General features: G+C 52.6%; 12 protein-coding genes. 2 read left to right on the top strand and 10 right to left on the bottom strand.

Translation table 11 applies throughout. The annotated features are described in order from the left end of the window. Nucleotides 1-118: 118 nt before the first annotated feature. Both macB and macA read right to left on the bottom strand, forming a co-directional pair. Nucleotides 119-2,065, bottom strand: a complete 1,947-nt coding sequence (gene macB, locus ACKWMY_RS02415; RefSeq protein WP_024529101.1) for a macrolide ABC transporter ATP-binding protein/permease MacB — start codon at nucleotides 2,063-2,065, stop codon at nucleotides 119-121. Next, nucleotides 2,065-3,174 carry a macrolide transporter subunit MacA gene (gene macA, locus ACKWMY_RS02410; protein WP_024529102.1) on the bottom strand — a complete coding sequence of 370 codons (1,110 nt, stop codon included), beginning with the start codon at nucleotides 3,172-3,174 and terminating at the stop codon, nucleotides 2,065-2,067. Before macA ends, macB begins: the two co-directional genes overlap by 1 nt. A 931-nt stretch (nucleotides 3,175-4,105) precedes the next feature. On the opposite strand from macA, the gene ACKWMY_RS02405 reads away from it, so the two are divergent. Beyond that, nucleotides 4,106-4,474, top strand: a complete 369-nt coding sequence (locus ACKWMY_RS02405; protein ID WP_233169583.1) for a dTDP-glucose pyrophosphorylase — start codon at nucleotides 4,106-4,108, stop codon at nucleotides 4,472-4,474. A gap of 70 nt (nucleotides 4,475-4,544) precedes the next feature. Here ACKWMY_RS02405 and ACKWMY_RS02400 read toward each other — a convergent pair whose 3' ends face one another. The 8 genes from ACKWMY_RS02400 to ACKWMY_RS02365 all read right to left on the bottom strand — a co-directional run bounded on the left by ACKWMY_RS02400 (nucleotide 4,545) and on the right by ACKWMY_RS02365 (nucleotide 11,703). Further along, complete coding sequence (locus tag ACKWMY_RS02400) at nucleotides 4,545-5,372, bottom strand: hypothetical protein (protein ID WP_024529104.1); 828 nt, start codon at nucleotides 5,370-5,372, stop codon at nucleotides 4,545-4,547. Nucleotides 5,373-5,451: 79 nt separating this feature from the next. Then, nucleotides 5,452-5,982, bottom strand: coding sequence for a fimbrial protein (locus ACKWMY_RS02395; protein WP_024529105.1), 531 nt, complete (start codon nucleotides 5,980-5,982; stop codon nucleotides 5,452-5,454). A gap of 15 nt (nucleotides 5,983-5,997) precedes the next feature. After that, on the bottom strand, nucleotides 5,998-6,486 hold the full coding sequence (locus ACKWMY_RS02390) for a fimbrial protein (RefSeq protein WP_024529106.1): 489 nt from the start codon (nucleotides 6,484-6,486) through the stop codon (nucleotides 5,998-6,000). 13 nt (nucleotides 6,487-6,499) lie between these two features. Continuing rightward, the gene (locus ACKWMY_RS02385; protein ID WP_235163279.1) at nucleotides 6,500-7,036 is read right to left on the bottom strand and encodes a fimbrial protein; all 537 of its coding nucleotides are present in this window, start codon (nucleotides 7,034-7,036) and stop codon (nucleotides 6,500-6,502) included. Nucleotides 7,037-7,100: 64 nt separating this feature from the next. Next, the gene (locus tag ACKWMY_RS02380; RefSeq protein ID WP_024529108.1) at nucleotides 7,101-7,850 is read right to left on the bottom strand and encodes a fimbria/pilus periplasmic chaperone; all 750 of its coding nucleotides are present in this window, start codon (nucleotides 7,848-7,850) and stop codon (nucleotides 7,101-7,103) included. An 8-nt stretch (nucleotides 7,851-7,858) separates the two neighbouring features. Then, nucleotides 7,859-10,435 carry an outer membrane usher protein gene (locus ACKWMY_RS02375; protein WP_370592667.1) on the bottom strand — a complete coding sequence of 859 codons (2,577 nt, stop codon included), beginning with the start codon at nucleotides 10,433-10,435 and terminating at the stop codon, nucleotides 7,859-7,861. 122 nt (nucleotides 10,436-10,557) lie between these two features. Beyond that, nucleotides 10,558-11,094: a fimbrial protein gene (locus ACKWMY_RS02370; RefSeq protein WP_024529110.1), complete on the bottom strand. Its 537-nt coding sequence runs from the start codon at nucleotides 11,092-11,094 to the stop codon at nucleotides 10,558-10,560. A 69-nt stretch (nucleotides 11,095-11,163) separates the two neighbouring features. Next, a complete protein-coding gene (locus ACKWMY_RS02365; protein ID WP_024529111.1) occupies nucleotides 11,164-11,703 on the bottom strand; it encodes a fimbrial protein in 540 nt (179 codons plus the stop codon). Between the two features lie 762 nt (nucleotides 11,704-12,465). On the opposite strand from ACKWMY_RS02365, the gene ACKWMY_RS02360 reads away from it, so the two are divergent. Next, a complete protein-coding gene (locus tag ACKWMY_RS02360; RefSeq protein ID WP_024529112.1) occupies nucleotides 12,466-12,786 on the top strand; it encodes a FaeA/PapI family transcriptional regulator in 321 nt (106 codons plus the stop codon). Nucleotides 12,787-12,844: the final 58 nt, after the last annotated feature.

The raw sequence follows: 12,844 nt of genomic DNA, 5'->3' as shown, positions 1-12,844 counted from the left end.
AGCCATAGCACGGCCAACACCGTGAGCATCGACTCACAGCAATAGGTATCACCTGAACGTTATTGTGCCGAGGGTTCAGCAGTACTCGCGGATCAGGGTGAAATTATGGTTTGGCTGATTATTCCCGTGCCAATGCGTCAATGGGATCCAGCCGCGCAGCGCTGCGCGCAGGGAGATAACCGAACACGACGCCAATACCGGTGGAACACAGGAACGCACTCAGCAGAGCCACCGGCGGGAAGTTGATCTGCCAGCCCGGCATCGCCAGCTGCACCAGCAAGCCGATGGTGAACGACAGCGCGATCCCTAAAATCCCCCCTACCAGGCAGACCAGCACCGCCTCAATCAGGAACTGTTGCAGAACGTCGCCGGAACGAGCGCCTACGGCCATGCGGATGCCGATTTCTCGCGTTCTTTCTGTTACCGAGACCAGCATGATATTCATCACGCCAATCCCACCCACCACCAACGAAATCACCGCCACCAGGATCAGGAACAGTTGCAGCGTACGGGTGGTTTTTTCCGCCGTTTGCACCAGGCTATCCATGTTGTAGGTAAAGAAGTCTTTCTTGCCGTGGCGCAGCGTCAATAGTCGCGTCAGTTGCTGTTCCGCCTCCTGGCTGTTATAGCCATCGCGGATACGCACGGTGATCGAATCGAAGTAGTCGTTGCCCATCAGGCGATTGGCCATCGTGGTATAAGGCACCCAGACGCTGAGCATCTTGCTGCTGCCAAACATGGTTTGCTTTTCCTTCGCCACCCCCACCACGGTCGCAGGCATATTGCCAATCAGGATCACCTCACCCAGCACGTTTTTTTGTTGCGGGAACAGACGGCGCTGGGTGTTGGTATCGATCACCACCGTCTGCGTCTGGGACTCCACCTGCCTGACATCAATAGCCGTTCCCTGAGAAAACTCCATGCCGTACACCCGGAAAAACTGCTCGCTGACGCCTGCCACATTAGCCGCCACATCAATATTGCCAAAGCGCAGACGCATGCTGCTGCGAGTCATGGGAGAAAGCGCGCTGATATAAGGTTGTGCACTCAATGCACTCAGATCGTCATATTTCAACGCCTGGCGGAGGGTTGGGTCATCGTCACCAAAATCCTTACCAGGATAGACGTCCACGGTGTTGGTACCGATGGATTTGATCTCGGCCAATACCTGCTGTTGGACGGCATCGCCTATCACCAGGATCGAGATCACCGAGGCAATGCCGATAACGATCCCCAGCATGGTCAATAGGGTGCGCATCTTGTTGGCCGCCATCGCCCACCAGGCCATCGACAACGCCTCCCGGAAACGGTCGGCCATCTGCTGCCAGGAAGGGGCTGGCGTGGCCAGTTCCAACGACTTGGCCTGTGGCTTGCTCTGTGCCTGTGGCCGAGAATCGCCAATGATTTCGCCATCGTGGATTTCGATAATCCGCTCGGCTTGCTGCGCTACCGCCGGATCGTGGGTAACGATGATCACGGTGTGTCCCTGCTCGCACAGCTGCTTGAGGATCGCCATTACCTCTTTACCTGAGTGGCTATCGAGCGCACCGGTTGGCTCATCCGCCAGGATCACCTGGCCACCGTTCATCAATGCCCGCGCAATGCTGACACGCTGCTGCTGCCCACCGGACAGCTGGCTTGGCCGGTAGGCGATACGTTCTCCCAATCCCAGGCGTTGCAGCAAGGCCGCCGCCCTGGCATGCCGTGCCGAGTGACTCATCCCAGCGTAAACGGCAGGCACCTCCACGTTATGCGCCGCACTCAGATGTGGCAGCAAATGATAACGCTGGAAGATAAAGCCAAAATGCTCGCGCCGCAGCTGGGCTAATGCATCGCTATTTAGCGTGGCCACGTCCTGCCCGGCCACGCGGTAAATGCCGCTGTTGGGTTTGTCCAGACAGCCGAGAATGTTCATTAGCGTCGATTTACCGGAGCCGGAAGCCCCGATGATCGCCACCATCTCACCAGCATCTATCCGCAGGCTGATGCTTTTCAATACCTCCAGGGTTTGCTCACCGGATTGATAACTACGCCGGATATCACTCAGTTCCAACAGTGCGGCCATCAGCTTCCCTCCACGCCGCCGCGGCTGACAATCACCTCTTCACCGGCTGTCAATCCACTGACAATCTGCACATCCAGGTTGTTACGCATGCCGATCGTCACCTCCCGCAGCTGTTTCTGGCCCTGTTGCAGCACCGCAACGTGGTAACGGTTATCGGCGATTTGTTCCCCTAACGCTACCAGCGGAATAACCAGCGCATCGCTGGCGCCAGCCAACTGAATATGCACCTGCGCGGTCATTTGCAGGCGCAGCAACCCCTGCGGATTTGGCACTTCGAAACGCGCGTAATAAAAGATGGCGTTATTGACCTTCTCTGGGGTGGGTTGGATGTCTTTCAGCACGCCCTCAAAGCGTTTGCTCGGATCGCCCAGCACGGTAAACCAGGCTTTCAGCCCCGGCTTGAGGTGGATCACGTCCGCCTCGGAAACTTGTGCCTTCACCAGCATGGTACTCATGTCTGCCAACGTCAGAATGTTGGGTGCCTGCTGTGCGGCGATCACCGTTTGGCCCTGAAAGGTGGTGATCTGCACCACATCACCGTCCATCGGCGCTTCAATGCGGGTATAGGCCAGATTGATCTTGGCGGTATCCAGGCTGGCTTGATTTTTGGCGATCTGCGCCCGGGTGTTTGCCACCTGCGCCTTTTTCACCGCCAGATCGGTGGTCAATTTATCCAGATCCTGGTGCGAAACCGCCTGCACCTTGGCCAATTCGCGGTTACGCTGCAAAGTGACCTCTGCCAGTTGCTGCTCCGCCTGCGCCTGTTGCAGCTGGGCTTGCAGTTGCCGTAGCGTGGCCTCGCCTTCGCGAATGCTGTTTTGTGCCTGTTGGGGATCGATAATGCCGAGCAGTTGCCCTTTTTGCACCTTATCGCCAATCTCGACCTTCAGGCTCTCCAACTGTCCGCTGACCTGAGCCCCCACATCAACCTTACGTACCGCATCCAGTTGGCCGGTCGCCAAAACGTTCTGTTGAAAATCACGCTGGGTAACCTTAACCGTTTTAAACTCCGCAGGTAACGGTTGGCTGAAATGCCAATAGACCAGCATAGCAATCGCCGCTAAAGCGCCTCCCCCTAGCAGCCTACGTTTTGTTCGTCCTTTTAACATATGGATATTTTTCCCTAGCTATTTCGTCTATTCCTGCCAATTTCTAGCCACAAAGCCGCCATCGAATTAAACCATCACGTGAATCCATAATATTCCCCACCAAGGCCAATATGTGCAGCGAGACTATTATTGATATTCCTTATAACTTCCATCTATTTCATAATGCTTAAGCTATAAATAAAACCATTTACCCATCCTTCGGGAATGGCTTTTATCACGGCACACTGGCGCAAGCCGGATAGCAAAGCCGCTGATCCCCCCCATCGTGTGCCGGACCTGTAATGGGCCAATACGTTTAAATTGACATGAGTGATAATAGAACTGATTGGAATTTTGAATAACAACCATTATTGATTAATTTCTCTGATAGTTCAAATAGAATTTTCCCGTTAACAGCTAAGAATCCCTGCATTTATTGGTACTAATTCCGAACAACTAAGTTATTACTTAACAAAAAACAAGAAGTGTCTTAGCTATATTTAAGAGAGTATGACTCTCTGTCGTGCAGCTGGAAAACCGAGTTATTCATACAGATTATTTATTGGTGTACATCCTGAGCAATTAAGTTATTACCCAACAAGACAAGAAATATCTTATCTACATTTAAGACAATATGAGCAATTGTCACGTAGCTGGAAAATTGAGTTATTCAGACAGATTATTAATAGCGCCAGCTATTGGCACCGTTGACGCCAACATGATGCGGACCCCAACCAAGCACTTGAGGTTAGGAGAAACCCCCTTTAGTGGATGAATAAGAGTGAGCTAAATCCCGTTTTTCAAATTATCTGGCACCCGCTCTTGCTTGAGAGACGAAAAAGGAGGTTTTGTAGAGGGGATGTTCAGTGGGAGCAAACTAACACTCCTGCGGCAACTCCAGACAAAGGCTGACCCAATGACAGACTTATCCTCTTCGCCTAAGACTCTCGCAATGCCAGAAATCACTGGCGTCACCGTAGCTCATGATGGTCTGCATTATCTTAAGCCAGAGTTATTGCTGGATTTTATTAGTGTGACGCCGCTGCAACTAGTCTCCATAACGCCGCTTGCGGTGCTGTATGCCTCGATCGGCGTTTTGCAACGCATTGACCTGAGGAAGATCCCAGTCGCCATCAAGGGGCGAGTTATTTACCCTATTTGCCCCCAGTCCCTCCCCAACCTGCGGGCCAAACTGGTGATCAACGGACCGCTGAAGAAGGTTAAGTTTCAGGGAAGCCTCATCCCGGTCACAGAAGCTCAGTCGGTAAAAAACATGACGCTCATTGGCGTGGCGCTGGAGTTTACGGTGCGAAAGACCTGACGAATAGATCAAACGTGCGCAGCATACGGTTTGAACAACCTCAACCGTATGCTGCGCACGTTATCAACAACTAAGGCATCGTCAGTATTGCGGTGGCCGAACCGAAGAAATCACCTGCCTCCACGGTCCCTACTTTAGTCAGCGTGGAAACAAACTCTACCGGCATCTTGGTTGCCGCCAAAGCACGTATCCTGAGCCCGGTAGAGCCGCTCACCCCGCCAATGGTCAAGCGGCTTTTCAGGCTACCATCGCTTCTGAGATTAACCATACCATTTCCGCCCGCACCCGCAGCGTAGACCATAACGTCCATTGTTTGTGTGCAGCGGATATAACCCGTCTGCCGCGCCTGATTCCCCTCGATATCTTTCAGTTGGACTTGGCCATGGGTCAGTTCAATGCTGGTTTCAGTAAATTCACATTTACCTACCGGCGGCGGTACGATCCCGCATAGGCTGCTGGGCATCATGGCACTACCACCGGAACCTGCGGTCCCCGTTGTCGCTTTATAATACATCCCTACACATTCCTGCGTCACTGCCGGGCCAACGTGGGTTTGAGTTCCGCTGCGCGGTAGCGAATACTTTTGCTGAAATGCCCTACCTATGTCGCCGACCGTCGGCAAATTCTGGATGCCATCAAGGTATTCGTTACCATCTGAAACACCAGGGCCCGCCTCTCCAGCATCACTGTGCCGATGGCCAATAAATACCGTACATTGCCCCCACCTGTAACACGGATTTGGAGTAGCATCTACGGTGTCCCAGTACTCAATAGTCCACCAATATCTGGCGTTCTCGGGCGTGCCCTCACTGCGGGTAATATAAGAATAAATCGCGCTATTGGCGCTATAGGCCGTCAGCAACATGACGGCTAAAAGCATCACTCTAATGGCTTGCATAAATACCCCTGTGATCATCCCTTATCTACCGCGGACTCATTAGTCACACCGTCGATTTCAGGGTAAGCCGTATTACGGGCTACTCGTATTCCAATAAAAACGTCGCGCTGGCGGTAAAGTCGCCAGGGTTAATGGTTTTTTGGCTAATCGCATCGGGCTCACCCTGCACATAGGTTCGCAGGCTGATGGTATTGTTGCCCGAGATCAGCCCTTGGTTATAGCTACCGGTATTGATCGCGACCTTATTTCCCTGTTGCGTTTCAATACCGATGCCAATACCGCTGGTCTGGCTCGCCCCGGATATCGCCAGCAGACCGTTCAGCCTGCTATTTTCCGTGCCGGAAAAGGTCAGCTTGACCATATTCCCCAGGCTAAGATCGCAATCATCAAGATGTAATACCAATGGCACCCCTAGCGTACGGGTGTTGATATAAAGATATTTCTCAACGATCGAGCCAAAATCGATATTGATATTTTCATCCGTGACTCGCAATGTGCAAGGGTCAGCCACCAGAGCGCCTCTAAAGCGCACATTATCAACCGCCTGGGATACGCTGGATAAACCGCCAAGCCCTACAGCCAGGGATATTAACAGTGCCGAAAATCGCATGATAGTTCCTCCCTGTTATTGATAATCAGCCTGCAGCGTTGCCGTTGCTTCAAACGCGCCTTCCGTTAGAACTATGCCGACCTGCTGTACCGGCACGGCTTTAAGCTGGGGTCTACTGGACGGCGTAATGGTTATTTCACTGCCAAGAACAAAGGGTTGACCGTCACGCAGGATTTTAATCCCCAGCCCATTAATATTGGTTTGCACCGCGGCGTTATCAAAAGAAATGGGGTTCCCCGTAAGCTTCAATTTCAACGCCCAACCATGGGTATTTGGCTCACAAACCAGATCATAATTAATGTTCTGCATATAGTTAACGCCATCCACTTTTTTGACACCCACCTTAAGGCCAAAATCAACGATGATATTATTGCCGCTGTTAATGCTACAAGGAGGTGGCTCGAGCAGCGTTCCTCGAAATTTCATATCGCCCCCTGCGGCAAATGCCGTAGATACAAGGCCACTTAAACCCGCAGCCAGTAGGGATAACAGTAGAATTCGCATGTCTTATGCTCCCTTACTGGTAATCAATTAATAACGTGGCGGAGGCGGTAAACTCGCCCCCCGTCAAGGTGGCCCCGCTACGCTTGACCGGCACCGCATACAGTACCGGCTGATTGGGATAGGTGTAGTTAAACCAGGTATTGATATTTAACCGTTGCGTCCCATAGTACAAAGCGATACCCAAATCGTTTTTATTGGTGCTCAAAAATCCGGTCCCAAAGCCCGCAGTGCCGCCCTGAATGCTCATTTTCAGATCGTTGGATTTCTGGATGTCACAATTCAGGCTATAGACAATGGTCTGCTTATAGTTGACGCCATCAATCCGGGTCGTCATCACCTCATCGCCAAAGTCCACCCGAATGGTTTGATTATTATTAATCGTACAGGGCGGTGGCAGTATAACGGTTCCCCTGATATTCACCGGCATCGCGCTGACCGGAACGCTGGTCAGCACGACACTGAATAGCGCCCCGGCAAGGCAATAGCCTGAGACCCTCGATCTCATGCTCCCCCGGCGATGCTTACCAGGAACAGGATAATATTGTTGCATACGTTCTCTCCTTGCAGACCTGACCCCGCGCCCTCTCCCTGTAACCTGGCACGACCGGTTTCAATTAACTCTTCTTCGCCGGTTCCACCTGGCAGTCCGATGCGCCGCAACGGAACGTCAGCACTGGGCGGCCGCCATAATCGTTGACGTAGGTCAGTACTGGCGATCCTCCTAATACCGACGCGCTGATACCTAAAGGAGCACTGCTTTTCGGCTCCAGCATCAGCGGCTCAAAACCCGTTGCGCTGACACCCTTTCTGCTGCCCGCATCCACCAGTGTCACGTAGTACGGCGTCGGGTTGTTCACCACATACTTGTCGCCCTGCTTGGTCAACGTCAGCTGGTCCTGCCACGGCGTCGCCATCTCGGTGGTCGTTTTCACCAGCGCTTTTGGCCGATAGAACAGTTTGATGCGCGTCTGCAACGCCAGTTGCAAGGTGTTAGCCTTGTCACTCTTCGGCGGGATTTCACGCAGGTTGAAGTAGAACAACGTTTCCCGATCCTGTGGCAGTTGGCTCAACACCGGTAACGCCTGTACCTTTACCTGGCTTTTGGCACCTGGTTCGATGCGCTGTACCGGCGGCAGTACCGTTAGCGGACTGGTTACCTTGTTGCCCTTGGTATCCTCTATCCAGCCTTGCGCCAGATAGGGCAATTGCGGGTTGTCATTGTTGACGCTCAGGCTGACCGACTTATCGCCGCCAGGAAAGATGATCCGGGTACGATCTAGCGCGATCGCCGCCTGGGCCTGCGTGGTCAACGCGCACAGTAAGGTTACGGCGACCAGCGCCATTCCCGTATTGGTTTTCGTCATTTCGTATCTCATTGTATTGTCTCAGCCTTTTTCTGTATTGCCGCCAGGTCTGTGGTGTCTTTTTTCGCGGTTATCGCCCGGCAAGGCAGCAAGAGTTCAGCCATGCCGTTCGCTGGTAATACCGCTGGTAATGTCAGTTCACACTGCGCCTGCTCGTCCCAGTGAACCGTCATCGTTTCACCGCGTTCAATACCGCTCAGGTACACGCTGCCAGCGTCGCTGACGATCCCCACATCGCGTTTTTTCAGGTTCTGCACCGTCGCCCCAAACGGCGGCATAGTGCCGTCTGCCAGACGGATCACCGCCATGGCCTTCTCACCCGCTATCACGTCAAACCGGCGGTAGCCTATCGCTCCTTCCGTCAGCGTGGCCTGCACCACCGATTTCATCGCTTCGGCGTTATCCGGCAGCTTGTCCAGATCGATATTCACCCGGTTGCGGTAATAGCTGTTCATGTCGGCCACCACGGCTTTGCCGAAGCGGTTGGTGCGCACTGGGGCACCGTAGTTGCGAATAGGGATATCGGCTACGCCATCGGTGTCGACCAGCAAACGGGTACCGCCCGGAATAGCGACCCGGTGCATCGCAGCACCTTCCGCAGTCGCCGTTACCCCACCCTGCAATGCCAGCCCTACCGTGCTGTAGCTCCCTGATTGAGCACTGGCGGTAGCGTTAATCTGCGCCCAATCCGCCTCATGGCTATAGAAACCACTGGCCAATGCCCCTTTGCGAGTAAAGCCGGTGCTCACCTGATAGCTGCCACGATCCCCGACCCGATCGGAGTAGCTGACCCGGTGGGTGTTGTCATTGCGATCCAGTGTGCCGCTGTAGCTCATCGAACCGCTGTTACCCCATGGCAGCGACAGTGACAGGAATACCCCATCGTCATTCTGCCCGTTGTACTGATTGCGGTAGCCGGTCATCGACAGGCTAAGGTTCTTGAAGCGGCCAATATCCATGTAGCGCATGAGCGACAGGCTGTAGCGATCGTTGGCGTCCCGATCCCAGTAGGTCTGGTGGTCATAGTTCAGGTTGGCCGTTAGCCCTATATCGCGGAACTGCTGGCTGTAGGACACCGTGTACATCTCTTTGCTGCTCTGGCTACGGGTACCAAGGTTACGTACCTCCAGGAATTCCCCCATGGTCATAAAGCTGCGTTCCGAGAAGCGATAGCCGGCAAAGGTCACCTGGCCACCAATCTGGTCAAAGTTCTTCGAATAACGCAGGCGATAGGACCCCCCGCTCAGGGTATCCCCTTGAGGCAAATTGGCCCGCGATTGGGTCACGTCAAACGACAGTGCGCCAAACGCCATCAGGTCGCGGCCAATCCCCACCGCCAACGCGTTGTACTCGTCACCGGCCACCACGCCACCGCCAAACAGCGACCAGCCGTTGCTGACCCCCCACGAGAATTCACCGCTACCAAATAGCGGGCCTTGAGTACGGTGCCGCCAGTCTGTTGGCCTCCCGCTTGCCAGCTTGTAGCGCACCATTCCTGGTCTGGTCAGATAAGGAATGCTCGCCGTGCTGATAGTGAACGTCTGCACGCTGCCGTCCTGCTCTTCGATCCGCACGTCCATCAGCCCCGAAACCGCATTGCTCAAATCCTGAATACGGAACGGGCCGGCTGGCACCAGGGATTCATACAACACCCGCCCCTGCTGGCTGACCACCACACGGGCGTTAGTACGTGCCACGCCACTCACCTCTGGCGCATAGCCGCGCAGGTTCGGCGGCAGCATCGCGTCGTCGCTCACCAGGCTTAGCCCGGTGTAACGGAAGCTGTCGAAAATGTCGGAGTTGAGGAAGTCTTCACCCACCGTCAATTTGGCCCGCAGCCGCGCGATCGCCCGGTAAGCGGTATACTGTGTCCACTCAAAGTTGCGCTGGGTGGACTGCCCTGAGCCGGTTTGATGGTCAATCTGTGTCTGCCAACTGGCACGCAGCCGCCAGCTCCCTGCATTAGCGCCCACCACTCCGTTGCCGCTCAGGTTATAGCCTTTCTCGACACCGTCGTTTTGATCCTGACGTTGGCTCTGAGCGTTGAGGTTGTAATCCAGCAGCAACCCAGGAATACCGTTATCCCAGCGTGCAGGTGGATCCCAATCGGGAGAACTGTATTCCAGGTAAGCCTGTGGAATGCTGAGATAGAGCGTGTTGCTGCCCAACTCGGGGCGCGCCGTCATTCCCTTGAGGCTACCGATCACCAGGCATTGCCCGTTGTGCCACCAGGCCAGATCGCGGGTAAATTCCTCTTTCAGCCCCATTTGTTCCACTAAGGTGGGGGACAAACAGGCTTCGGTAACGCTCGGATCTTTGTCTGTGGGATAAAATGGGATCGTCTGTTCCGGCAGTTCCTGCTGGTTGACGTTGATCAGCAGGCTGTATTCACCCGGCATCACGTAACCACTGCGGGAAAAACGCCCCAAATCGATATTGCCGCGCTCCTGAACATCGAGCACGTCGGTATTGAATTCGATGGGTTTAGCGGCAGAAACCTGGCCATTCACCAGTGCCAGCGCAATCAACAGCGGCAACAAGCGGGTGCGCGGAACCTGTACTCCTACAAGTGGGGTGCTCATCATCCATTGACCTTTATGCGTTAAAACTTTCCCGGGCGTTATGTTTGTTATTAAAGGAAATATCCTGCCGGGGAAGTCAATCTGTCTTGGCGTGCTGACCGTCCATTATCATGTCAGCCTGCTGTTCAGTGATAATCCAACTGGTATCGCACTTGTGCACTATAGGTGCCGGTATGTAACGGCTGATTGTTGGCTACCATGCGTGCGGTGTAGTGCAGCAATATATCTTTACCCTGTAATACCGGCGTCTGTGCCGGCATTTCCTTACCTGGAACCGCCTGATTCCCCAGCGCATCGTTCAGCACCAGTGCTACGCCGCGCGCCTCACCCTCAACACCGAAGTACCCATCTTCATTGCGGCCGTCAAACGTGACGCGAAAGTGCTGCTTGCCCAAAATGTTATCGTTGCTATGCTTAAGCGTGCAGTTCACCAGCCTGATACTGAATGGCCGTGACAATGCCTGACTGTCATTAACAATCCTATCGAAGGGCAGCGTGCCCATATCAACGGTCTGATCTCGGCTGGTGGTGTCAATATCGCAGGCGGAAGCCACTATCGCCCCGTTCATGCTGAGTTGGCTTCCCTCCCCCCAAACCGGCAGCGCCGTGACAGCTCCCACCAGTAAAAACAACGAGGTAGCCGTAAAACTATTCACCGACATCCCTGGCTCCCTTAATGAACAAGGACAGCAAAAACTGCATGCGGAAACCGCATGCAGTAACATCCACTATTAGTTGTATGCCATGGTAAAGTTGGTGGTAGAGGTGAAGTCACCTTCTACGATATCGGTCAACGTAGTACCGGCATGCCCCTGTAGGAAGGCGGTGAAGCTCAGAGTGTTGTTACCCGCAATCAGGTTCTGCACGGTAGTCGCAGTACCCAGGGTGATCGGTTGGTTAGAACCATCAAACATCGCGATGCTTGCACCTTTTGCCGCGCCAGTGATGGCCAGCAGGGTGTTGGTGGTGCCAGTTGCGCCGCCATATGGACCAGCGAAGGTGACCTGCACTTTGTTCTTGCTAGAGATATCGCAACCTTGCAGTTTGATATCAAAGTTCACCACGTTAGTAGATTTACCACCATTCACCAGCTCCACATTAGCCACTTGGCCAAAGCTCTTGGTCTGGTCAATACTTTCTGGAGCGATAGAGCAAGGTGCATCAATGATTTTACCTTCGAATTTTACCTTGCCCGAACCCGCATCAGCATTTGCCAGAGAGACCATACCCAGAGACAGAACCGTAGCCAGCGCAATGTTAGTCAGTTTCATGTTTTCTTTATCCTTAAAACGTTAATTTAACGAGAAATCCAGACATACCTAACCCGACACAATTAAAACGGTGCCTATCAGAACAACGCTGTTTTATTTGGCGGTAATTGATATACCCGGCAGCATCCTTTCATTTGGTATAAAAGAAGGCATCCCTTTCCTTCCCCTTTATTTGCGAAGGGGGCAGTTCACCAGAAAAGACAAGCCTCTTCCGGTGCTTCATCCGATGAATAAAGCGAATTATTAAAATACAACTTTATGCGACACCCTTGAATAGATAGAATTCCGACCATAAAACAGCCACACATCAATTTAATCATTGATCAGGGTATTTATGATAGGAAAATTCTCACACCACTCCATCGGACAACCTCATCTCCTGTCGCCAAAAAATTATTGCAAATACCTATAAATTTTGAAAGTGTTGTTTTCCAAACAGAGCAATTTCGCCATAAAAACCTTATTTATATGCAAGAATATTCTTATTGCGACGACTACGGTCGCAAAAACGAATTACTTAGTATTTTATGCTGCAAAACGCGGTATTTGCGAACTCATTGATCGTAAATTTGGTTTTCACGAAACAATAGTCCATGATAGCTTAGAATGGTAAACTGACGCCTCATAAGGAAGAAATGGGGGTTATGATTCTGACAGTATTCCCCTGTGATCACCTAGAAAAGTTAGCAACAAAAGCAAGCAGCATAGGATTATTCCATTTCGAATAGCACCCATCAAGACGCATTAAAAGGAGGTAGTGACATGTCTTATCGCACCAATAAAGAAAGGGAAAAGCAGTTAAATAATGTTTTTATTGCCCTACAAACCCTTTGCAAGCGCGACATTCATCACACAGGCGTTCCCCCGCAGGTTCAATGGCCCAAAACACGGGAAATCGCAGAATACTCCGAGACGACAATATACCTTGCTCGTTACTATCTGCTGCGATTAGTTGAAAACAAAAAAGCTTATGTTACCTCTGGCGCTGTCAATAACAGTTTACGCTGGTATATTGCTGAACCCTCGCCATCACCTAAACATCATGAAAAAAGGGAAGCGCAGCCCGTTGCGGCGGAAGGCTAAATACGCCTCCCCCTTCTGACTTGTGTTTGATTTTTTTCTACTGACATTTATCTATCCC

It is taken from the genome of Serratia sp. J2, assembly GCF_046269175.1.
Classification (GTDB): Bacteria; Pseudomonadota; Gammaproteobacteria; order Enterobacterales; family Enterobacteriaceae; genus Chania; species Chania fonticola_C.
This window is presented reverse-complemented; position numbering and strand designations above follow the sequence as displayed.